General features: G+C 70.3%; 20 protein-coding genes and 2 pseudogenes. 9 read left to right on the top strand and 13 right to left on the bottom strand.

The genetic code is table 11. The features are described from left to right. The first annotated feature begins 138 nt into the window (after positions 1-138). The 4 genes from AB0N06_RS23875 to AB0N06_RS23860 all read left to right on the top strand — a co-directional run bounded on the left by AB0N06_RS23875 (position 139) and on the right by AB0N06_RS23860 (position 5,693). On the top strand, positions 139-1,959 hold the full coding sequence (locus AB0N06_RS23875; RefSeq protein ID WP_366136709.1) for a helix-turn-helix domain-containing protein: 1,821 nt from the start codon (positions 139-141) through the stop codon (positions 1,957-1,959). Between the two features lie 511 nt (positions 1,960-2,470). Beyond that, positions 2,471-3,145 (top strand): SUMF1/EgtB/PvdO family nonheme iron enzyme, encoded by a 675-nt coding sequence (locus AB0N06_RS23870; RefSeq protein ID WP_366136708.1) that lies wholly within the window; start codon positions 2,471-2,473, stop codon positions 3,143-3,145. Positions 3,146-3,463: 318 nt separating this feature from the next. Beyond that, positions 3,464-3,913, top strand: a complete 450-nt coding sequence (locus AB0N06_RS23865; protein WP_366136707.1) for a DUF2871 domain-containing protein — start codon at positions 3,464-3,466, stop codon at positions 3,911-3,913. A 280-nt stretch (positions 3,914-4,193) separates the two neighbouring features. After that, entirely contained in the window at positions 4,194-5,693 is a 1,500-nt protein-coding gene (locus tag AB0N06_RS23860) for a glutamate synthase subunit beta (RefSeq protein WP_366136706.1), read from the top strand. Between the two features lie 138 nt (positions 5,694-5,831). Here AB0N06_RS23860 and AB0N06_RS23855 read toward each other — a convergent pair whose 3' ends face one another. Together AB0N06_RS23855 and AB0N06_RS23850 are read right to left on the bottom strand one after the other, a co-directional pair. Beyond that, the gene (locus tag AB0N06_RS23855) at positions 5,832-7,247 is read right to left on the bottom strand and encodes a DEAD/DEAH box helicase (RefSeq protein ID WP_366136705.1); all 1,416 of its coding nucleotides are present in this window, start codon (positions 7,245-7,247) and stop codon (positions 5,832-5,834) included. 340 nt (positions 7,248-7,587) lie between these two features. Beyond that, positions 7,588-8,151: a PadR family transcriptional regulator gene (locus tag AB0N06_RS23850; RefSeq protein ID WP_366136704.1), complete on the bottom strand. Its 564-nt coding sequence runs from the start codon at positions 8,149-8,151 to the stop codon at positions 7,588-7,590. 56 nt (positions 8,152-8,207) lie between these two features. On the opposite strand from AB0N06_RS23850, the gene AB0N06_RS23845 reads away from it, so the two are divergent. Beyond that, the gene (locus AB0N06_RS23845) at positions 8,208-8,609 is read left to right on the top strand and encodes a nuclear transport factor 2 family protein (protein WP_366136703.1); all 402 of its coding nucleotides are present in this window, start codon (positions 8,208-8,210) and stop codon (positions 8,607-8,609) included. A gap of 242 nt (positions 8,610-8,851) precedes the next feature. Here AB0N06_RS23845 and AB0N06_RS23840 read toward each other — a convergent pair whose 3' ends face one another. Together AB0N06_RS23840 and AB0N06_RS23835 are read right to left on the bottom strand one after the other, a co-directional pair. Continuing rightward, complete coding sequence (locus AB0N06_RS23840; protein WP_366136702.1) at positions 8,852-10,072, bottom strand: cysteine desulfurase-like protein; 1,221 nt, start codon at positions 10,070-10,072, stop codon at positions 8,852-8,854. Positions 10,073-10,158: 86 nt separating this feature from the next. Then, positions 10,159-10,299 (bottom strand): hypothetical protein, encoded by a 141-nt coding sequence (locus tag AB0N06_RS23835; RefSeq protein WP_366136701.1) that lies wholly within the window; start codon positions 10,297-10,299, stop codon positions 10,159-10,161. A 414-nt stretch (positions 10,300-10,713) separates the two neighbouring features. Here AB0N06_RS23835 and AB0N06_RS23830 point away from each other — a divergent pair, with 414 nt between their 5' ends. Continuing rightward, positions 10,714-11,052, top strand: coding sequence for a DUF779 domain-containing protein (locus AB0N06_RS23830; protein ID WP_366136700.1), 339 nt, complete (start codon positions 10,714-10,716; stop codon positions 11,050-11,052). Positions 11,053-11,159: 107 nt separating this feature from the next. On the opposite strand, the gene AB0N06_RS23825 is transcribed toward AB0N06_RS23830, so the two are convergent. The 7 genes from AB0N06_RS23825 to AB0N06_RS23795 form a co-directional block, all read right to left on the bottom strand. Continuing rightward, complete coding sequence (locus tag AB0N06_RS23825; protein WP_358860991.1) at positions 11,160-11,354, bottom strand: hypothetical protein; 195 nt, start codon at positions 11,352-11,354, stop codon at positions 11,160-11,162. Between the two features lie 134 nt (positions 11,355-11,488). Further along, a complete protein-coding gene (locus AB0N06_RS23820; protein ID WP_366136699.1) occupies positions 11,489-12,379 on the bottom strand; it encodes a phosphatidylinositol-specific phospholipase C/glycerophosphodiester phosphodiesterase family protein in 891 nt (296 codons plus the stop codon). A gap of 329 nt (positions 12,380-12,708) precedes the next feature. Then, the gene (locus tag AB0N06_RS23815; RefSeq protein ID WP_366136698.1) at positions 12,709-13,818 is read right to left on the bottom strand and encodes an acyl-CoA dehydrogenase family protein; all 1,110 of its coding nucleotides are present in this window, start codon (positions 13,816-13,818) and stop codon (positions 12,709-12,711) included. After that, the gene (locus AB0N06_RS23810; protein WP_366136697.1) at positions 13,815-15,002 is read right to left on the bottom strand and encodes an acyl-CoA dehydrogenase family protein; all 1,188 of its coding nucleotides are present in this window, start codon (positions 15,000-15,002) and stop codon (positions 13,815-13,817) included. The genes AB0N06_RS23815 and AB0N06_RS23810 overlap by 4 nt, the downstream gene beginning before the upstream one ends. Further along, complete coding sequence (locus tag AB0N06_RS23805) at positions 14,999-15,964, bottom strand: NADPH:quinone oxidoreductase family protein (protein WP_366136696.1); 966 nt, start codon at positions 15,962-15,964, stop codon at positions 14,999-15,001. The genes AB0N06_RS23810 and AB0N06_RS23805 overlap by 4 nt, the downstream gene beginning before the upstream one ends. Positions 15,965-16,341: 377 nt before the next feature. Then, the gene (locus AB0N06_RS23800) at positions 16,342-16,770 is read right to left on the bottom strand and encodes a TIGR03668 family PPOX class F420-dependent oxidoreductase (protein ID WP_366136695.1); all 429 of its coding nucleotides are present in this window, start codon (positions 16,768-16,770) and stop codon (positions 16,342-16,344) included. Between the two features lie 87 nt (positions 16,771-16,857). Further along, complete coding sequence (locus AB0N06_RS23795; RefSeq protein WP_366136694.1) at positions 16,858-17,682, bottom strand: LLM class F420-dependent oxidoreductase; 825 nt, start codon at positions 17,680-17,682, stop codon at positions 16,858-16,860. A gap of 499 nt (positions 17,683-18,181) precedes the next feature. Here AB0N06_RS23795 and AB0N06_RS23790 point away from each other — a divergent pair, with 499 nt between their 5' ends. Then, positions 18,182-19,594, top strand: coding sequence for an MBL fold metallo-hydrolase (locus AB0N06_RS23790; RefSeq protein ID WP_366136693.1), 1,413 nt, complete (start codon positions 18,182-18,184; stop codon positions 19,592-19,594). 128 nt (positions 19,595-19,722) lie between these two features. Then, positions 19,723-19,874: pseudogene (locus AB0N06_RS23785) on the top strand (sulfite exporter TauE/SafE family protein); the annotation flags it as partial. 63 nt (positions 19,875-19,937) lie between these two features. On the opposite strand, the gene AB0N06_RS23780 reads toward AB0N06_RS23785, so the two are convergent. Further along, positions 19,938-20,216 (bottom strand): metal-sensitive transcriptional regulator, encoded by a 279-nt coding sequence (locus AB0N06_RS23780; protein ID WP_266978054.1) that lies wholly within the window; start codon positions 20,214-20,216, stop codon positions 19,938-19,940. A gap of 132 nt (positions 20,217-20,348) precedes the next feature. Here AB0N06_RS23780 and AB0N06_RS23775 point away from each other — a divergent pair. Next, positions 20,349-20,715 (top strand): annotated as a pseudogene (locus tag AB0N06_RS23775) (rhodanese-like domain-containing protein); the annotation flags it as partial. A 112-nt stretch (positions 20,716-20,827) separates the two neighbouring features. Here AB0N06_RS23775 and AB0N06_RS23770 read toward each other — a convergent pair. Further along, a complete protein-coding gene (locus tag AB0N06_RS23770; protein WP_366136692.1) occupies positions 20,828-22,123 on the bottom strand; it encodes an alpha/beta fold hydrolase in 1,296 nt (431 codons plus the stop codon). Between the last annotated feature and the right edge of the window lie 122 nt (positions 22,124-22,245).

Here is a 22,245-nt window from a genome sequence, read left to right as displayed (position 1 = left end):
CCCGGCAGGACCAATCCGGGCCTGCCGGCCCGTCCCGCGAGGTCAGGGCGTGGACAGGGCCAGCTGAGGTGTCCCGGCGCCGGACGGCGTAGCGTGAAAGGCGGAGAGCTGCTGTGTCGAGACACGAATGGATCTCCGATGGATGCTGTCCGCTCCGGATCATCGACGGTGTGTGCGGTGCGCCCGATCCCGCAGCGCTGGGCCGGCCGGCACACGTTCCTCCGGCTCACCACGGCGATGTTCGACGCCACCGACGAACGTGAGGTGGTGTGGGCGGCCATGGGGGCGATCGCCGTCACCGGGCCGTTCGCGGCAGAAGCGGCCTATGCGGATCACCACGGCGTCGCCCAGCGGTGTCGCCCGTGCTCCGCGGCCGGCTCCGGTCATTCCCGGCCGGGCATCGTGGCGGTGAACGCCACGGCGGCCGAGCCCGCCGAGGCGGACGACGACCCGACGGCCACCGACGGCGTCGACCGGTGGATCGGTGCGCTGGATGGCCGCAGCGGGCGCTGGGACAGCCAGGACGGCCACTACCTCTGGGCCTTGGCGCTGCGCCACCGCGGGCGGTGTCTCGGCTACCTCGTCGTTCGGATACTGGACACCCCCTCTACCGAGGAGACCGCCGACGCAGAGCTGCTCGCCCGGCAGGCCGCAGCCGCACTCGCGGGACTGAGCCGGCCGTGGGAGAGGCCCGCCCGTGCCGAGAGGGAACAGTGGCCGACGGCGGAGGAACCCGGACCTGGGGTCGACCTCGGCGCCACCGTATCCGCCCTTTCGTACCAGAACGCCTTCCACCGAGCTCTCACCCGTGTCGGGGCCTCCGGCAAGGGTGAGCTGGGGATGCTCCAGGCCCTGCACGATCACACGGGGTTCTCTGCACTGACCGAGGATCCCTTCGGCAATCTGCGGGCGTGGGCGGGCCCCGGCCGCGGCGGACCGCGCCCCGGATCGGCGAACCGGCCCCGGGACGAGCTGCTGCGGCAGGTGCGGCGCCGGCAGGGCGCGGTCCGCGACCGGAACTGCCTGGTCGTCCCCATCGAGGCGGAAGGCGACCTGCTCGGACTGGTCGCCCTGGTGGACCCCGACCGCCGTGCGGGGAAGCTGGACACCGCGGCTCTGGAGGAGACAGGCCTGGCCCTCGCCCCCGAGCTCTCCCACGAACGCGCTCTCGCCGAGCTGGAGCCGAGGCTGCGCCACGACCTGGTCGAAAGACTGATCTCCGGTGAGGCGACCGACGGTGTGTTCGTCCATGCGGCCGCCCTCGGTCACGACCTGCACGGGCCGCACCGCATCGCCGTGCTGCAGTGGGACGGACCAACGGAGGAGGTGACGCTGGGCGACGCCGTCGCGCGGGCGGCCGAACGCCTGGGACTGGATGTGCTCATCGGTGCCCGAGAAACCACCACGGTCGTCCTGGTGGCGGGTCCCGATCCCGGGGATGCCTTGTACCGGGCCGTCGCGCAGGACCTCGGCACGGTTGCCGGGGCCGTCGGCATCGGCAGCCGCTGCGACCTCTTCACCGAACTGCCGCACTCCTACGACGAGGCCGTCCGTGCTCTCACCGTACGGCGCAGATCTCCGAAACCGCACGGCAGCACCAGCTTCGAGGAGATCGGCATCTGCCGCATGATGGGAACCGGGGACGGCGAACGGGAGACCGACCGCTTCGTCAGGGAATGGCTCGGAGCCCTTCTGGAGTACGACGCCCGACATCACACCGACATGGTCACCACGCTCTCGCACTACCTGGAGAGCGGCGGCAGCTACGACACGACAGCCGACGTTCTCCAGATCCACCGAAGCACCGTGCGCTACCGCCTCCGGCGCATTCGCGAGATCACCGACCACGATCTCAGCGATGTCGAGACCCGGCTCAACCTGCACGTTGCCACTCGCATCCGCAACGTTCTGGGCAGACCGGGAACGGCACGAACATCGTCTCGTCAGACATCACCTTGACTGCCCTCGGGCGCGAGGAGCACCACCCCGCCGTCGCTTGTCGGGGTGGTGCCCCGTCGTGTCCGCTCCGGAGCCCGTCCCACGCCACAGACGTCCCGGACGGCGCGCCCGGCCTCGGCTACTGCTTCCAGCTCGGCGGCTGGGCAGGGTCGAGAGTCCGCACCAAAGGCCAAAGCATGACCGAGAGTCGCGCCGCGAGGTCACGTAAAGATAACAGGCCGGGGAAGAAGCAACGCGCCCCGACGGACGACCGGTGAACCCACGCCCGCTCCGCCGACGGCGGGCGGGCGGAACGGAGTTCCGGCCCATCGGAGATGCCGTTCGGTTCGCCGCTCACCAGCACCGGGGGTCCCGTCCGTAGGCCGTTCGGCAATGGACCGCGACGTCATTCCTGGCCGCCCCCGCCTGCTGCGCCGGTGTCGGCCGACACCGGGTTCCGGAAATTCCGCAGCCCAACCCACGGGCGGCTCCGAGACGACGACGATCACGCCCCCCGTATGATCGCCTGCTTATGGACGTGAACGCAGGAATCGAGTTGATCGCCGTTCCGCCGGGGCGGGTGACGCTGTCGGACCGGCGAACGCAGCGGAGCTGGTCGACCGAGCTCGCGCCCTATCGGTTGACGGCGTTCCCGATCACTCAGGCGCACTATGCGCAGGTCACCGGTCAGCGCCCGAGCAGCGCGCAAGGCGACCGGCTGCCCGTCGAAGGCGTGTCCTGGTGGGACGCGGTCCGATTCTGCAACACCCTTTCCCAGCAGGAGGGGTTGACAGCCGCCTACCGCCTCCGCGCTGACGCCGAGGGCATCGTGTGGGACGCATCTGCTGACGGGTACCGGCTGCCGACCGAGGCCGAGTGGGAGCACGCATGTCGTGCCGGTACGGCCGACGCGCGGTACGGGCCGCTCGACGAGATCGCCTGGCACCGCTGCAACTCCCGCGAGCGGATTCACGACGTGGGCGGCAAGCAGCCCAACGCGTGGGGCATGTACGACATGTTGGGCAACGTGTGGGAGTGGTGCTGGGACATCTACGATGCCGAGGTCTACGGCAGCTATCGGGTACTGCGTGGCGGTGGATGGTTTGACGAGCACTGGAGCTGCCGGGCGTCGGTGCGGCGCCGCAGCCACCCGACCTTCCAGATCGACGACGTAGGATTCCGCATCGCGCGTTCCGTGCTGCGCTGACCTGCGTCATGTGCAACGACTGCTTCACCCGCAGGATCGGCAGAGTGATGCATCGGCGCCGATCCATGCGGTGGAGACCGCCTGCTGCGCCCGGCCGAGGACGAATCGTCCGCGCGTCCGGCAAGGCCCGTCGGGCGCCGAGCAGGGCTACGGCCCGGGTCGGGGAGGCCGGCGCACCCCCGGAACACTGCAGGGGCAGGCGAGGGCCGCTCGACCCGGCTTTGTGCGTTCTCCCCAACCCGGCAGACAGCCACCACTCGGAATGCTTCAATGACCCTTGTCAGGGCGGTACTTGATCAGCAGAGGGCTGGCGCGGACATGCGAAAGTCGTACGTTGCGGCACACGTCTACATGATTCTGGGAGTGGTCTCCGGGCTGTTCTACCGGGAGTTCACCAAGGCCCACGATTTTCGGGGCGACACGCAACTGGCGGTCATGCACACCCACTTGCTCGCCCTGGGCATGCTGGGCTTCCTCATCGTCCTCGCCCTCGACAAGCAGTTCCAGCTGTCCGGGACGAAACTCTTCACCGCGTTCTTCTGGTTCTACAACGCGGGCATCGCGATCACCGTCATCATGATGGGCGTCCACGGCATCGAGACAGTGCTCGGCAAGCATGTCCCCGAAGCCGTGCCGGGAATCGCCGGCCTGGGGCACACCTTACTCACGGTTGGGCTCATCCTGCTGTTCGTCCTGCTCGGCAAGCGCATCGACAAGCCCACCACGACAGGGACCACGGAGCCGGAGCCCGCGAAGACCTCGACCTGAACCGCCGAGGCCGGGGAGATCCTCGTGGAGGCCGTCGCGCGCAAGGCAGCGGACGAGACCGGGTGGCGCCTGCGCCACCCGCGGCAATTCCCCGGCAGCACCCCCTGACCGCCTCAGGGGAACCAGATGCCCGGAGAGTTCTCGGTCCACGACCTGATCGCAGGAACCGCGCAGGACCGCCCGGACGGGTCCCGGAGCCTGCAGGCCGATGAAAGCAGCGGAAAGCAGGCGTAGGCTGGCCGAAACGCCGGTACACCGCAAGGGGCGACGGAGGCGGCGCATGACCGACCCTTTCGGCTTCCTCAAAGTTCCCCGCCGACCCGCCCCGGCACGCCCCGTCGATGAACGGCTGAGCGACTGGGACGAGGTCTACACGGGTCAGCCACGCCTTCCGCTCGTCTCCGAGCAAGCGGGACGCTGCATGGACTGCGGCATACCGTTCTGCCACCACGGCTGCCCGCTGGGAAACCTCATCCCCGAGTGGAACGCCTACGCGGCACGGGCCGACTGGCGGGCCGCCGCCGAACGACTGCACGCAACGAACAACTTTCCGGAGTTCACCGGGCGGCTGTGCCCGGCACCGTGCGAGGACGCGTGCGTGCTCACCATCAATGCCGATCCAGTGACGATCAAGAACGTCGAACAGGCGATCGCCGACCAGATCTGGGCGCGCGGGTACGCGACACCGCAACCGCCCGAGCGGCTCAGCGGGAAGACTGTCGCCGTCATCGGCTCCGGACCCGCCGGATTGGCGGCAGCGCAACAGCTCACCCGCATCGGTCACACCGTCGCCGTCTACGAGCGGGCCGACCGCATCGGCGGACTGCTGCGCTACGGGATCCCCGCATTCAAGATGGAGAAGCACCACCTGAACTGCCGCATCGAGCAGATGCGGGCCGAAGGAACCAAGTTCCGCACAGGTGTGGACGTCGGCAACGATCTCGATGCCACCGAACTCAGAAGACGTCACGACGCGGTGGTCGTCGCCGTAGGGGCCAGGGGACAACGTGAGCTGCCCGTCCCCGGCCGCGAACTGGACGGCATTCATCAGGCAATGGACTACCTGACCCTCGCCAACCGGGTCAGGGAGGGCGACTACGTCTCGCCTCCCGTCACCGCCGAGGGCAAGCACGTGGTGATCATCGGCGGCGGGGACACCGGCTCGGACTGTCTCGGCACCGCCCTGCGCCAGGGCGCGAGCTCCGTGGTGCAGCTGGATATCAATCCGGAGCCCGGCGAGACGCGGCTGGAAACCGAGCCGTGGCCCACGTATCCGAAGGTCTATCGGATCTCCCATGCCCATGAGGAGGCCCGGGGGCGGAAGGGCACGGATCCGAGAGTCTTCGCCTCCGCCACCCTCCGTTTCGAAGGGGACCAGGCCGGCCACGTGCGAGGACTGCGCCTGGCGAAGGTGGAACCCGTGGTCAGAAGGCCGCGGCCGGGCACCGAGCACCTGATGGCGGCGGATCTGGTCCTGCTCGCCCTCGGCTTCTACGGTCCCGAACGGGGCAACGGTCTCATGAAGCAGCTCGGCCTCACCCTGGACGACCGGGGGAACTTCGCCCGGGATGCTGCTTTCGCTGCCGAGGCGGTCGGTCAGACGGTCCGCACCAGGACGGACGGGGTCTTCATCGCCGGTGACGCGGGACGTGGCCAGTCCCTCGTGGTGTGGGCCATCGCGGAGGGCCGGTCCGTCGCGGCCGCGACGGACCGGTTCCTGAGTGGCTCCACGTTGCTGCCTGCCCCCATCGCGCCAGGGGACCGGCCTCTGGCGGCATGAGCACCCCGGCGTGGCCGTGCCGGTCGGGACGGAACGTGGCTCAGGGCCGACCGGAACACCTCGATGGTCCGCCCCGCTCGGCACGCGCATGCAGCCGGTCGTTGTCCGCGGTCCGTCCGCTCCCCGGTCCCGGCCCCGCTACGAACCGCGGCGCACCCGGGCGGCTTTGCGGGCCTCGGCCATCTTGCGGGCCTCGCCTCCGCGGCGGGACCCGCCGACGGCGCGCCCGGAATCACCTCGGGCCGTTCCCATGCCGCGGAACGGAGCGTGGCCGCCGGCGGGACGCGCCGCGGCCGGGCCGCCGTCGAGAGGAAGGCCGGACGGGGCACGGGCACCTGTGATCCGGCTCAGTTCCGCCTCACCCGAGCGCACCTTGGTGATCTTCGGCGTAATACCGGCGTCGGCCATCAGCCTGCTCATGTCGCGGCGCTGGTTCGAGAGGACCAGGGTGACGACGCTGCCGGATTCACCGGCACGGGCGGTGCGCCCGGCACGGTGCAGATAGTCCTTGTGGTCGCCGGGCGGATCGACGTTGACCACCAGGTCGAGGTCGTCCACGTGCAGGCCCCGGGCCGCGACATTGGTGGCCACCAATGCGGTGACCTGACCGTTCTTGAACTGTGCGAGGGTGCGCGTGCGCTGGGGCTGGGACTTGCCGCTGTGCAGTGCGGCGGCGCGTACACCGCTGGCCCGCAGGTGCTTGGTCAACTGGTCGACCGCGTGCTTGGTGTCCAGGAACAGGAGCACCCGTCCGTCCCGGGCCGCGATCTCGGTCGTGACGGCGTACCGGTCGGCGCCGTGGATAGTCAGTACATGGTGTTCCATCGTCGTGACCGCCCCTGCCGACGGGTCGACCGAGTGGACCACCGGGTCGTGGAGGTAGCGGCGGACCAGGAGCTCGACGTCGCGGTCCAAGGTGGCCGAGAACAGCATCCGCTGGCCGTCGGGGCGCACCTGGTCGAGCAGTTCGGTGACCTGGGGCAGAAAGCCCATGTCACACATCTGGTCCGCTTCGTCCAGGACGGTGATGCGCACCCGGTCCAGGCGACAGTCCTTGCGCTCGATGAGGTCGTGCAGGCGTCCGGGCGTCGCGACAACAACCTCGGCCCCGGCCCGCAATTCGCCGGCCTGCCTGCCGATCGACATGCCACCGACCACCGTGACCATCCGCAGCTTCAGCTCCCGGGCGTACGGCGTGAGCGCCTCGCCGACCTGCTGAGCCAGCTCCCGGGTCGGTACGAGGATCAGCCCGAGCGGCCGTTTCGGCTCCGCGCGCCGGCCTGCGAGCCGCGTAAGCAGCGCAAGACCGAAAGCGAGGGTCTTGCCCGACCCGGTGCGGCCCCGGCCCAGGACGTCCCGGCCCGCGAGAGAACTGGGCAGCGTGGCCGCCTGGATCGGGAACGGGTGGTTCACGCCGAGGCCGGTGAGTGTCTTCAGCAGGGCGGGCGGAAGATCCAGGTCGGCGAACGACGCGGCGGTCGGCAGGGCCGGGGTGATCGTCTCCGGCAGGGCGAAATCGTCCCGCGCGGTGTCCGTGCGAGCTGGGTGCTTCATGGGGAGCCTTCCTCGATGTGCGGCACGTATCGAGGAATTCCCGGCAGACGGAGGCGCCGGCAAACCGCAAGAACGGGCGAATGAAGGTAATGGGATCCGATCAACGGTAGCAGCCCGGGCCCACCAGGAGCGCGCCACCTCGATCAGCCGCCGGCGGACCGGCGCGGTGTGGGGAATGGCGAAGGATCCGGGCCGTTGCACCGGCCGGGCACACTCGCGCGCCCTGCCGCCCGCTCGACGCCGCCGCATTGGGCCTGGGCGTGTGGCGTGCGGCGCGCCCAGGGTGACTGCTCCGCCGGTCGTCGCTGACGCTCCCACCGCCTGAGGGGACATGCCGGGTCTAACGGGATACCCCGGTGCGCTGTTCCAGGGCGCGCAGGGCATGCTCGGCCCATGTGATGTTCTCCTGCTCGAAGGCCCGGCCCCGCATGAGGGTGAGGTAGGGGCCGATGCGCTCGGCGTGGGCCAGGTACTCCTGCTCCGTCCGCCCGTCGAGCAGGCGGTCCCGGAGCCGGTCGTAACGGGCGAGCTTGGCCCTGGCCCACTCCAGCCGTTCGGTGATGGCCGCGCGCACGGCGTCGGGGTCGCCTTCGTCCAGGGCGTGCACCTTGACCATCAGCTCGTCGCGGATGGCCGTGGGCCTGGGCAGCTCGGCGGTGAAGTCGCGCAAGGCCTGGCGTCCGGCCTCCGTCAGGGAGAACAGCCGCTTGTTGGGACGCCGCACCTGCTGGACGAGCCGGGCCTCGATCAGGCCGTCGGACTCCATCCGGTCGAGCTCCCGGTAGAGCTGCTGTGGGGTCGCCATCCAGAAATTGGCCACCGAGGCATCGAATCCCTTGGCCAGGTCGTACCCGGAGGCCTCGCCGTCCAGAAGTGCCGCGAGTACCGCATTGCGCAATGCCATGACAGCAGCCTAGCATCCACACCTAATCAACTATTTGCCTATGAGAGGTGGCCGGGATGCACCCCTTCCGCAAAGCGGTCGAGGCCGAGGACCACGCCGCGATCGAGGCTCTGCTGGCCGAGAACGTCGTGTTCACCAGCCCCGTCGCGTTCAAGCCGTACTCCGGAAAGGCGATCACCGCGTCGATCGTGCGCGGAGTCTCGCGAGTCTTCACCGACTTCCACTACGTACGGGAGATAGCGGGAGCCGACGGCCGCGACCACGCCCTCGTCTTCAAGGCGAAGGTTGGCGACCGGGAGATCAACGGCTGCGATTTCCTGCACGTCGACGAGGACGGCAAGATCGACGACTTGATGGTGATGGTTCGCCCCATGTCAGCCGCGCAGGCACTGGCGGCGGCCATGGGTGCCGAGTTCGAGCGGATCACCCGGGAGGCGACGGAGGCGATGGGTGCCTGAAGGTCCGGGCGCGGCTTCCTTCCTCGCCGCGCAGCGGCGCTGGGGCATGTTTCGAAAGTAGCGTCGTCCGTCCGCCTGGCAGGCGGGACTTTCGAAACACGCCCTGGAGGCCACGGCGCAGCGGTACGCGGCGCCCGCACCGCCGACGAGGCGCCGCGGTTGCGGCACAGAGCCCGGCCAGGCCATGGCCTCTCCTGCTGCTGCGCGAGGTACGCGAACAGCTTGCGGGCAGGCCGCCCGCGTCAGTCGCCCGCGGGCGAGGTGCCCAGGAAGCCGGACAGGGCGTCCAGCAGCCGGTCGACGTCCTCGGCGCTGTTGTAGGGGGCCAGACCGATCCGCAGTCCGCCCTCGTCGCCCAGTCCGAGCCTGCGGGATGCCTCCAGCGCGTAGAACGAGCCGGCCGGAGCGTCGACACCTCGCTCCGCCAGATATCGCGAGGCGACGGTGGCGCTTCGGTCCGCCAGGGTGAGCAACAGGGTCGGCGTGCGATGGGCGGCCCGGGAGTGCACGGTGACACCGCCGAGGTCGGCCAGTCCTTGCTCGATACGGGCCCTCAGGACGTCCTCGTGGGTCTCGATCGCCTCGAAGGCGGCGAGCAGCCGTTCCCGGCGGGTGGCGTCGGTGCCGGGGGCCAGTCCGGCGAGGAAGTCCACCGCAGCGCGGGCACCGGCGAGCAACTCATAGGGCAGCGTGCCCAGTTCGAAGCGCTCGGGAACCGCGTCGGTGGAGGGCAGGAGCTTGTCCGGCCGCAGCGTCTCCAGCAGCTCGGGGCGGCTTGCCAGCACACCGAGGTGCGGGCCGAGGAATTTGTACGGCGAGCAGACCAGGAAATCCGCGCCGAGGCCGGGCAGGTCGACAGCGGCGTGCGAGGCGTAGTGCACCGCGTCCACATGCAGCAGCGCTCCGGCCCGGTGTACGAGGTCGGCGACGGCCGGGATGTCGGGGCGGGTGCCGATCAGGTTGGACGCTGCGGTGATGGCGACCAAGCGGGTGCGCGCGGAGAGCACCTGTGCGATGTCGTCGGTCGTCAACTCACCGGTGGCCGGGTCGAAGTCTGCCCAGCGGACGGCGGCGCCCACAGTCTCGGCCGCCTGGATCCAGGGGCGGATATTGGAATCGTGGTCGAGCCGGCTGACGACCACCTCGTCGCCGGGGCCCCAGTTCTTGGCGAGGGTGCGCGACAGGTCGTAGGCGAGCTGGGTGGAGCTGCGTCCGAAGACGATGCCCTGCGGATCGGCGCCCAGCAGGTCGGCCAGCGCGCCGCGGGCGCCGGTCACAACAGCCTCCGCGTTGCGCTCGCCCTCGGTGGTGAGGCCCCGGTTGGCCAGCGGGTTGGCCAGTGCGTCCGCGATGGCGTCGATCACCGGTTGCGGTGTCTGGGTGCCGCCGGGGGCGTCGAAGCGGGCGGAGCCCGACTTCAGGGCGGGGAACTGGGCGCGGACGGCGTCGACATCGAAGCTCATGCGTACTCCTGTAGGCGAGATGACGAGGTGAGCGCCACGGTACGGGTAGCGGGAGCACGGCTGCCCGTGGGGGGGAGCCGTGCTCTTCACGGGAGTGCGGACCGGCCGGGACGGGCATGGGTACTGCCCGTCATCCGTCCGGTGGCCGCGTCGAACCGGGCCAGCAGGCCGTCCTCCGTGAGCACCGCTGTGCCGGTCCCCTCAACCGGCTGGACGGCGTCGATCACATGCGTGAACGGGGCACCGCGACGGTCGCCGGGGGAAGGAGTTCGATTCCCCGGCCGCTCCCGGAGGCTCTGTACGCACTGAGCCCTCCGGTCCCGGTCCAGGCGACGATGCACCGCACAACTGCACACAATGCCCCTGTCCACCATGAATCCGGCCCCGACCACCGCACCCGATGCGTCGCGGATCCGCACCACGGAGGGTCTGCTCGCGTCCCCACCTGGACCACCGCCATGCGCGTCGCCCTCTCCCCGTCTCCCCCTGAGACATCGTCATGCGCACGCTACTGGCCCCAGGGGCCCCGTCAGGAGCATGCTCTGCAACCTTGCCGCAACGTTCCTGGAAGTTGGCTGAGTTCACCGCACCGGCGCCGGACGACGAAAGGCCGACACGTGCCCCCTTCGGATGCACCTCTCGTGGAGCTCACGCCCGCAGCCGCCGATCTGGTGCGGCAATTGCGTGAGGTCCATGGGCCGCTGATGTTCCACCAGTCCGGCGGCTGCTGCGACGGCAGTGCGCCCATGTGCTACCAGGACGGCGAATTCCGCACCGGAGACTCCGATGTGCTGCTGGCCTCGCTCGCCGTCGAAGGAGTCGCGGAACGTGTTCCCTTCTGGATGTCGAAGAGTCAGTTCGAGGTCTGGGCGCACACCCGGCTGATCGTCGATGTGGTGGCGGGGCGGGGCAGCGGGTTCTCGCTGGAGGCTCCGGAGGGGGTGCGGTTCCTGATCCGTTCGCGGCTCGTCGGTGGCTGATACGCGTGGGCCTCCAGCCTGTCGGCGCGGGCCTGGGTCCGACGTGCCCCGGCCCGCTCTGCGTTCACCGGTGGAATCGGAACGTGCCGCAGGCAGGCGGGAGCGCGTCAGGGCTGGAGGCCGCTGACAACATTCGCCGTGGCCGTCAGTCCCTCCTGGATGGTCGGCCCCATGCTCGTACCCGCAAGGAAGAATCCGAGCATCGCGCAGACGATCGCATGCGAGATTTTCAGTCCGCCGTTGCGGAGAAAGAGCACCGCGAGCATCAGCAGAAGCAGCACCAGTGAGATCGAAATGGCCATGGCCAACCTCCTACGCCGCGCCGGAATGCGGCATTCGGCCGCCAGTGTGGCGTAGCGGAGGGGCCATCCGGCGGACTGGCATGTCCGCCATCCGGGTGTTGACTGGCTGTCACCACCTCGGGCCGCACGGCCCGTCAGACGCCGCCCCGGGCGCCCCCGTCCTTCGCGCGGAGGAAGAGCTCCAGCCCCGCCAGGTCGTCCGTGTTGAGGTGGTCGACCCCGGCGGCCAGCAATTCGGACCAGACGGCGTCCCGTTCGGGGCCCGCCACGTCGGGCGTGGCCCAGAAGCGCACACGCCGGCCCTCGCGATGGGCGGCGGTGACGAGGGCGCGGAGCCTGTCCCGTTCGGCGGTGGGGAAGGCGCCCGTGCCCAGCCAGCTGAAGCTCTGGGTCCAGTTGCTGCTGATGAGCGGGACGAACGAGGCGGTTGCCGCGGTGCCGATGTCGTCCAGCCGGCCGTCGTAGAAAGCGAGGCGGGTGCGCTGCGTCTCCATGGGGACGCGGGCGGCCCGGTCGCCCGATATGACGGGAGTGACTGCGCCTGCGCGGACCCGGCCGTCGTGGTACGAGGTCAGCATCCGACGGTAGCGCTGGAGCTGCCGGTCGAGTTCGAGGTAGGCGGCGGCACCGTCCGTCTTGATGTCGATGAGCAGCTGTACGGGGTCGCGGTGGCCGGGGTACACAGCTCCGTGATTGGCCCTGACCCTGGCCAACAGCGGGTCGAGGTAGAGCGACGCGAGGGTGCGGGCGGGGTCGAGATCGGAGGCCTCATGAGCGACGAGGAGTTCCCCGTCCACGAGAAAGATGTCCGCTTCGACGCTGGTGAACCCGTGGGAGAGCGCATCGTGGAGGGGGTGCGGGTGCAGGTAGTCGTTGTGCGCGTGAGCCCGCCGGAGGGGGCGGGGGCAATGGTGGGCGACTGCGGCGGGCTCCGCGGCCGCGGCCGACTGGAGGGGTACGACGGCGCCTGCGGCGACCGTGGCAAGAGCGGTGGTGACGACGCGGCGGCGGGTCGGGAACGCCATGGGTTCTCCCGGGATCAGGGTGCGGACCGGACGGGCGGACCCGACCGAGTATGGGTCCGGGACACCCCTGTCGGGCAGGTACCTGCCAAAAGTTGACCGGGGCGTAGCCCGTCCGTCGCCTGGTGTTCCCCGGCCGGGCCGGCTTCGTCCAGCACCGATGGACACCGTCGCGGTTCTGGTCGTCGCCGCTGGTGCAGCTCCACAGGCTCAGTTGCGCCTCGGCACTGCCACCAGGAAGGGTCGACCAGCAATCGTCCGCCGGGAACGACGTAGGGGCGAGGCTGCCTGGCAGACTCGCCCCATGTCCCTTTGTTCGTAAGGACGTTGCTCTACGGTGCGGGCAGCTCCATCAGCTCGGCGATGGCCTCACGGTGGCGCCCCGCCGTGCCGTACGCAATCGAGTCGGCCTTGGCCCGCTTCAGATACAGATGCGCGGGGTGTTCCCACGTCATGCCGATGCCTCCGTGCAACTGGATGCACTCCTCCGCCGCACGGACCGCGACCCCCGAGCAGTACGCCTGCGCCACGGCCACCGCGAGCGGCGTGTCGGGGCTGCCGGACGCCAGGGCGTCCGCGGCGTTGCGCGCGGCGGCGCGGGCCGAGACGACCTGGAGCCAGAGCTGCGCCATCCGGTGCTTGAGCGCCTGGAACGAGCCGACGGGCCGGTTGAACTGGTGTCGTTCGCGGGTGTACCGGACTGTCTCGGTCAGGCACCATTCGGCGAGACCGAGCTGCTCGGAGGCGAGTAGTCCGGCACCGGCGAGCAGCCCCCGGCTTACGGCGGGGCGCGCGGCCTCCGCGTCCGCGAGGCGGGTGCCGGTGGCTGCGGTGAGGGTGACGGTGGCGAGCGGGCGGGTCAGATCGAGCGCGACGAGCGGCTCGACGGTGACGCCCGTGGCACCGGCCTCGACCGCGTACAGGCCGTTGCCGGTGGGCACGAGCAGCAGATCGGCAGCGGCCGCGTCGGCGACCGCGGTGACGGTCCCGTCCAGGGTGCCGGTCACGGTCCCGGCCCTGGCGGAGAACGGTACGGCGAGGACCGCGACCTTGCGGCCCGCCGCCAGCTCGCCGAGGAGTTCGCCGACCGGTCCGTCCTCCGTCCCCAGTGCAAGGAGCGTCTCGGTGGCGACGACCGCGCTGGTCAGATAGGGGGCGGGGGCGACGCTGCGGCCCAGCTCCTCCAGGACCACCGCGGCCTCGCGATGGCTTGCACCCTGACCGCCGAGCTTCTCCGGCACGAGCAGCCCCGCCGCGCCGATGTCCGCACCGAGGGCCTTCCAGAGCTGCGGGTCGTACGGCGTGTCGGCCTCGATATGGGCGATCACCGTCGGCGCGCCGGCCCGGTCGGCGAGCAACGACCGTACGGAGGCCCGCAGATCGTCCTCGGCGTCCGAGTACAGCAGATCGGGCGCCAGGGCCTCTTCGGTCTGTGCTGTCATCGGGACAGGTCCTTCCAGGCGACGTCCTTGTCGTCGCGCGGCTCGGCGGGCAGTCCGAGGACGCGTTCGGCGACGATGTTCAGCAGTACCTCGCTCGTACCGCCCTCGATCGAGTTGCCCTTGGACCGCAGATAGCGGTAGCCCGCATCGCGTCCGGTGAAGTCGACCAGCTCAGGGCGGCGCATGGTCCAATCGTCGTACAACAGCCCCTCCTCGCCCTGGAGTTCGACCTCAAGGCCGCTGATCTCCTGGTTGAGACGGGCAAAGGCGAGCTTCATACCGGAGCCCTCGGGGCCCGGCTGTCCGGCGACGAGTTGCTGACGCAGCCGCTCACCGGCGAGCCGGGCGACCTCGGCCTCGACCCAGAGGGTGAGCAGGCGCTGGTGGAGATCGTGGGTGCGCAGTTCGGGATGTTCGCGCCAGGTCCTGGCAACGGGGCCGATCATGCCGCCCTCGCGCGGGATGCGGGATCCACCGATCGAGACACGCTCGTTCATCAGGGTGGTCCGGGCGACCTTCCAGCCGTCGCCGACCGGTCCGAGCCGCCTGCTGTCGGGGATGCGTACGCCGGTGAGGAAGACCTCGTTGAACTCGGCCTCGCCGGTGATCTGACGCAGCGGCCGCACCTCGACGCCCGGTTCGGTCATGTCGCAGATGAAGTAGCTGATGCCACGGTGCTTGGGCAGGTCCGGGTCGGTGCGGGCGATGAGGATCGCCCAGCGGGCTACATGGGCGCTGGACGTCCAGACCTTCTGCCCGTCGACCACCCAGTCCTCGCCGTCCCGAACGGCGCGGGTGCCGAGGGCCGCCAGGTCGGACCCGGCGCCCGGCTCACTGAAGAGCTGGCACCACACCTCCTCGCCGACCCACAGGGGTCGCAGGAAACGCCGCTTCTGCTCGTCGGTGCCGAAACCCAGGATGGTGGGGGCCGCCATGCCCAGGCCGATGCCGATGCGGCGCGGGTCGTTGTCGGGGGCTCCCGCGGCAGCGAGTTCGGCGTCGACGACGGACTGCAGCGAGCGCGGTGCGTCGAGTCCGCCGAGCCCGGCCGGGTAGTGGACCCAGGCGAGTCCGGCGTCGAAGCGGGCCTTCAGGAAGTCGGTCCGGTCGGTGGTGGCCGGGGGGTGGGCGGCGAGCAGCTCGCGGGTGAGGCGGCGGAGCTCGGCCGCGTCCACGACCGTCATCGGGCACCCCCCGGAAGGACGACGATCCGGCCGGTGCTCGTGCCGTCGGCGACACGCTGAACGGCGGCCGCTGCCCCGTCGAGTGCGACACGCTCGCTGATCAGGGGCTTGATGACGCCCTGCGCCGTGAGCGCGGTGAGCTCCTCGTGGCAGGCGCGCACTGCGGCCGGGTCCTTTGTGTTGTACAGACCCCAGTGAAGTCCGACGATCGAATAGTTCTTGACGAGGGCGTGGTTGAGCGCAGGGGTGGGAATGCCGCCGCTCGCGAATCCTACGACGATCACCCGGCCCTCGAAGGCGACGCACTTGACGGACTTGGCGTACGCGTCGCCGCCGACCGGGTCATAGACGACATCGGCCCCGCGTCCGCCGGTGAACTCCTTGACCGCTGCGACCATGTCCTCGGTGCGCCGGTCGATGACCAGGTCGCAGCCGAGCTCATGGGCGGTCTTGGCCTTCTCGGGGCCACCGACGACACCGATGACCTTGGCCCCGGCGGCCTTGCCGAGCTGGACGGCCGCACTGCCGACTCCGCCCGCCGCGGCGTGCACGAGAAGAGTCTCGCCCGCCTGGAGGTGCGCCCGGCGGTGCAGTCCGAACCAGCCCGTCTGATAGCCGATGTGCAGCGCAGCCGCCTCGGCGTCGTCCAGGGCCTCCAGGGCCGGCAGGAGCGCCGCCTCGTCCGCGACGACGTACTCGGCGAAGCCGCCGTTCGGCAGGGCGGGGGTGGCGAGCACCCGGCGCCCGTCCGGTGTCACACCGCAGATTTCCACGCCCGGGGTGAACGGCAGCGGCGGCCGTACCTGGTACTGGCCGCGGCAGAGCAGCGCGTCGGGGAAGTTGATGTTCGCCGCGAGCACCTTGAGGAGCACCTGCCCGTCGCCCGGCGTGGGCCGGTCCGTCTCTTCGAGCCGCATCACCTCGTTCGGCTCGCCGTTCCGGTGCACTCGCCATGCCTGCATGAGGGGCCTCCACGACACTGTCGGCATTACCACTGCTCCCGGGCATACTAAGCGGTCGCTTGCCCCTCTGGGAACAACCTGTCCGGACCGTTTCGACCGGACCAGGACATGGCTGCGCGCCCGGCACGCCCCGGGCGGTACGGGGATGCCGGGCGCGCGGCCGGCCGGAGCAGGGCCGTTCTGGGTGCGTGCAGCTGCAAGGCGGAGGATTGAGCCATGGCGGAGCCATGGTGATGGACGACAACGCGGCAGACGTGCGCACCCAGCCCCGAGCGACGTTCTGCGGCGCCACAGCCAAGAAGCCGTCGTATCGGCAGGTCCCGCACCGACCTCCGGCGAGGTGGGCCGAGAACCGCCCGGTCGCATGGCCACGCGGCTCAGGACGCGCGCCAGCCGCTCCAACGCAGCACCGAGACTTCGACCATCGGTCCGTCGGGAGGGCGGTCGGCGTACTGCTGGTATTTCGCCGTGAGCAGGCCGACGCGGCGGGCGGCCTCGGGGAAGCGGTCCGGCGGAGGGAGTACGCGGGCCTCACCGTCGGCCCGCACCCACCACAGCCGTTCCCAGTTCTCCTCGTAGTGGTCGGCGAGCAGGCAGACCGATGGGTTGGCGGCGATGTTGGCCAGGCGTTTCAGCCGCATCGTCCGCTTCGGTTTGTGGTCCACGACCAGCATCACCGTGTCGCCGTCCAGGGCGAACACCACCGGCACCAGGTGCGGGCGAGAGTCCGTGTCGGTCGTCGCGAGGTGGGCGATGCGGGCCGCGGCGAACCGCTCACGTGCCTCAGCGCTCGTCAGAGTAGGCATCGCACCCCTTACGGCGGTCGCGGAGGTTACGGTGGTCGCGGTTTCCGGATCGGTACCTCATCCCTGGGCGCAGTGGTTTCCGGCGTCTCAGCGGTACCGGGCAGCCACTTCGGCCAACCCGTCGAGGTACTCCAGCGTCTCCCGTTCGGGCATCGTCGGAACGTAGAACAGCAGCCGTTCGACGCCCAGACGGCCGTAGCCCTCGATCTTCTCGGGGTCGTCGGGAGCCGCGTACACCGTCACCGGCACCTCTCGTTCGGCACGTGCGCGCAGCCGCTCGATCTGTGGACCGAGCTCCTGAGGCGACGCGCTGTTGGCCAGCCACGCGTCTCCGAGCTGTGCCACCCGCGGGAACGCGCCCTCGCCACCACCGACGTAGATCGGCGGATGGGGGCGCTGCACGGGTTTGGGCCACGCGAAGACCGGATCGAAGTTCACGAACTCGCCGTGGAATTCGGCCTTCTCCGCGGTCCACAGCTCTCGCATGGCGCGCAGCCGCTCGTCGGACAGCCGGCCACGGGTCGAAGGGTCCGTGCCGTGGTTCCTCATCTCCTCACGGTTCCAGCCGACGCCGACGCCGAAGATCACCCGGCCGCCGGAGATCAGATCGAGCGAAGCGACTTCCTTCGCGGTGATGATCGGGTCGCGCTGCGGGATCAGCGCGATGCCGGTGCCCAGCAGCAGCCGCTCGGTCACCACGCCGATCGCGGTCAGGGCCACGAAGGGGTCAAGCGTGCGGTAGTACATCTCCGGTAGCTCACCACCGCCCGGATAGGGCGTCTGACGGTCGGCCGGGATATGGGAGTGTTCGGCGATGAACAACGAGTCGAAAGCACGTTCCTCGAGGGCTGTTCCGAGCGAGGTCGGGCTGATGCCCTGGTCGGTGATGAAGGTCGAGACTCCGAATTTCACGGCGGCTCCGTCGAGGCTTGATCACGGGAAGGAACGGGTGGCACAGATCTGTTGACTACCCGCCCCGGGCGATCCCGCCCCCATGACCACCCGGGAGAACCAGCACGGCGCGCACGGTTCCGGGCTCCGCGCTTCGCAAGAACGCGTCCCGGGCCTCCGGATGCGCCTCAAAGGCCCCGCCCGCCCCGCGACCGCCGACGTCGTGTGTCCCCCCAGGGCCCCCCGTGCCGACGTCCGCGCGGGTGCCCGCACACACGCGGAAACGAGGTCGAGCGGACGATCAGCCCGCTCACGATCTACCGTGCAGTCGCCACCCGCCACGACAGGAGGGCCTGCGAGTGGCGAACGCATCGGCGACCTCGCGCCGCAGGGCAGGGCAGGCGACAGCCGTCTGTCGTTCCGTACGTCACACCGGAATCCGGAAATACCCCCGGGGGTATAAGCGCTCGTGTTGATGAGAGATACCCCCTGGGGCAAACTTTAGTGAAGGAGTCACACCGTGTTCTTCGTCGACACCCTGGAGACCGCCGGCCTCGGCAACCGCAGCTATCTGACGGGCGGCCGGCACTCCGCGCTGGTGGTGGACCCGCCTCGCGACATCGACCGGGTCATCGCCGCGGCAGCACGGCGCGGCGTGCGGATCGCTCTGGTCGTGGAGACGCATCTGCACAACGACTACGTGACGGGCGGCCTGGAGCTGGCGCGTGTCACCGGGGCCCAGTACCTGGTGCCCGCCGCCGCACTGGTCTCCTTCGACCGGGTTCCGGTCGCCGACGGGGACACCGCCCCGGTCGACGAGGGGCTGACGGTGCGCGCGATGGCCACCCCCGGGCACACGTCGCACCACACCTCGTACGTACTGGAGGAGGACGGCCGCGCGGTGGCCGCCTTCACCGGCGGTTCGCTGCTGATCGGCAGCGTGGGCCGGCCCGACCTGGTGGAGCCCCGGCTGACCGCAGCGCTGACCCGTGCCCAGCACGCCTCCGTGCACCGGCTCGCCGACGAGCTCGACGACGCCGTTCCCGTATGGCCGACCCATGGCTTCGGTAGTTTCTGTTCCTCCGCACAGGCCGATGGGAACACCACGACGATCGGCGCCGAGCGGTCCCGTAACGACGCGCTCATCAAGGATGTGGACACCTTCGTCGCCGAACTGCTCGCCGGACTGGACGACGTCCCCGCCTACTACGCGCACATGGGCCCGACCAACGCCGCAGGTCCCGATCCGGTCGATCTGACCCCGCCCGCCCCGGCCGACGCCGAGCAGATCGCGCGACGGCTGGCCGAGGGTGAGTGGGTGGTGGATCTGCGAAGCCGGGTGGCGTTCGCCGAGGGGCATGTCGCCGGTTCGTTCAATTTCGAGGGTGAGGGGCAGCTCGCCACGTACCTCGCCTGGCTGATCCCGTGGGGCAGGCCCGTCACCCTGCTGGCGAGCAGCGCCGCCGACGTCGCGCACGCCCAGCGCGAGCTGACCCGGGTTGGCATCGGCCGCCCGGTGGCCGCCGCGACCGGTGACCCGCGGTCCTGGGTCCGCACGGCGGAAGAGCTGCGCTCGTTCCCCAGGTCGGACTTCGCGGGGCTGGCTGCGGCACGTGAGCGCGGCGAACAGACGGTAGTTCTCGATGTCCGCAGGGACGCCGAGCGCCGCACCGGTGCGCTCGCCGGGTCAGTGCACATTCCGGTGCACGAGCTACCCAAGCGGCTGGCCGAGTTGCCGGGCGGAGTGGTGTGGGTGCACTGCGCAGGCGGGATGCGGGCAGCCATCGCGGCGTCGCTGCTGGACGCCGCCGGGCGCCAGGTCGTGGCAGTCGACGACGGTCTCGGCGCGGCTGAGGCAGCCGGCCTGACGCTCGCGGATCCGGCAGCCGGTGCCCCCGACGGGACGAGTGGCACCGCACCGGCCGCCAACTGACCCTCGGACTCCCGTCCCGTACTTCTGGAGCACTTCCCCATGTCTTCCCTGATGTCCTTCTTCGGGCGCGGCCCCGGCCGTGTCACCCCGGCCGAGGCCCTCCGCCGGACCGCCGATGGTGCGGCGGTTCTGCTCTGGTCGCGCACGCCAGGGACGGTCGCGTCCGCTGGCGGACCGGCGGCCTCTTCGCAGTGCCGGCATCGCGCCGGCGGCGGTGGCCGGGGCACTGTCGGTCCGGATTCCGCCGGGTGTACTGACAGCGGCGTTCGCGGTGCTCGCCGTGGCCCTCATCATGCTGGTCGGTGCCTTGGCCTGAGCCACGGCACCGACCCGGGATCCGGGCTCAGGCAAGCGAGAGGAAGAGCTTCTCCAGCCGGGCGCGCATCTGGTCCCGGTCGGCCGGTTCTGCGCCGTCGTCGGCCATGCAGTGCTGGAGGCCCGTCGCGATGATCGCGAAACCGGCCCGGTCGAGCGCGCGCGAAACGGCTGCCATCTGCGTGATGACGTCCTCGCAGTCCCGGCCCTCCTCGATCATCCTGATGATCGCGGCAAGCTGGCCCTGAGCGCGGCGAAGGCGGTTGAGTACCGACTTCAGTTCGTCGGCCGCCATGTCTATTTCCACACATCCTCCTCCGAATACCCCAAGGGGTATCCTCTATCCTACCTCTCCGGGGTACGCCCCGGAGAGGTAGGAAAGAAATCCTCCCTCGCGACCAGCCCCGCCTCCCTCTCCCCCGCCCAGGCCGCAGCGCGGATCGCGGAGTTCACCGTCACCGACGTCCGGGCTCCGGGCGATCTCCGGGCACGCGCCCGGGGCGCTGAACATCCCGATGGACCGTCTCGAAGAGGCGCTGCCCGCCCTGAAGGCGGCGGCCCGTGGATCCCTGCTCGTGGTGTGCGCCTCCGAGGTGCGTTCCACCCGGGCCTGCGACATTCTCGCCGCGGCGGACATCGACGCCGTCACGCTGTCCGGCGGCACCTCCGCATGGGAGGGCGAGGGCCACGACCTGGACCGTCCCGCCGGCGCCCGGGCCACCTGGCCGATGGAGCGTCAGGACCGGTTCGCCGCCGGTTCGCTCGTGGTGGCCGGCCTGCTCGCGGGCCGGCGTTTCCCGGCCGCGGACTTCGCCGCCACGCTGGACGCCCTGCAGGGCTGAAGCGGTCCGGACCTACCCGTACGGCAGGAGCCGGTCACGCCACCCGCGTGACCGGCTCCTGCCGTGAACAAGCAGGTCAGAGCTCGTCCCGGACAAGGGCGAGCAGCCGGTCCAGCACCCGCGGCCCCCCGGCACGCAGCCCGTCGTGCTCGAACTCGTTCGTCACCCAGGTGCGCAGTCCGCGAATCGCCGCGGCGGTGCGCAGCGCGTGCTCGGTGTCGACGTACATGTCGTCGTGATAGACAGCCGCGGCCACTGGTACGTCATTGGCGGCGAGCCTCTCGGTGTCGTACAGCTCGGGCCAGTCGGTACGGGAGGCGAGCAGTTCGGCGGTCTCACGCAGCGGACGCAGGGCCGGGTCCACATCGAAGTGCCAGGGGTGGATGCTCTCGCCGGTGAAGAGCAGGGGCGCGTCGCCGCCCAGGGCGGTGGCGGCATCGAACTGCGGGAATTCGGCGCGGACCCGCTCGGCGGACCAGCCGGTGGGCTCCTTGCCCTGGCCGTAGATCGCCTCATGCATCAGGGCGTACAGCGGGTGGCCCGCATACGAGTTGGCGGTGCGCACGGCCTCCTGGAACGTGTCGGAGAGCTCGGTGCCCATCGGCGTACGGACGAAGGCGTTCTCCAGCAGGTAGTGCAGCTGATGGCTGCCGCTGTCGCCGCCCAGCATGATGCCGAGGGACTGGAATCCCTCGGGCGTCAGGCGGTGTCCGGCGCTCTCCGGGCGGTGCTCCAGGAGATACGCGGCGATCTCACGGGCGCGCTCGACGTCCTGCGGGTAGCGAGCGTAGTGGGCGGCGACCTTCCGCTCGATCCGCGGGTACGCGGCCCGGTACACGTCGTCGGCGTGGGCGTCGAGCGAGGGCAGTCCCCCGGTGATCAGAACGGCCTCGAGCCCCTCAGGGGAAACCGACAGATAACGGACCGCGCAGAAGCCACCGAACGACTGCCCGAGCACGGTCCACGGGGCGCCGCCGGTCAGCTGCGGCCGGATCAGCTCGCAGTCGCGCACGATGTTGTCGGACCGGAATTGGGCGAGATAGTCGGCCTGCTCACGTGGGCCGCCGCGCAGCGGAAGGGTCTGTCGATTGGCCGGTGTGGACAGCCCGGTGCCGCGCTGGTCGAGCAGCAGCACCCGGAACTCCTTCACCGCCCGCCCCAGCCAGGCCTCCGTACCGACGAAACGACGGGCGCCGAAGCCGGGTCCGCCCTCCAGGTACACCAGCCACGGCAGCTCGTCGTCGATCCTGCCGCTCGCGACGGCCTCCCGGCCGAAGATCCTGATCTGCTCGCCGCCCGGATCGGCGTGGTCGAGCGGGACGGTGAAATGGCGGTCGGTGAGAACGACGCCGGGCTGCCGGTAACTGGTCAAAAGGTGCTCCTGAATCAGACGTATCACCGACAGTTCAGCACACGCCCGTGACTCCGACAGTCCCGGCCCGTGTGGGACGCGCCCGGCGGTCAACACCGAGCCAGGTCGGGCTCCGCCATGTC

The sequence above is a fragment of the Streptomyces sp. NPDC051020 genome (assembly GCF_040683105.1).
GTDB lineage: Bacteria > Actinomycetota > Actinomycetes > Streptomycetales > Streptomycetaceae > Streptomyces.
Note: the sequence above shows the minus strand (reverse complement) of the source record. Positions and strands in the feature narration are given on the sequence as shown.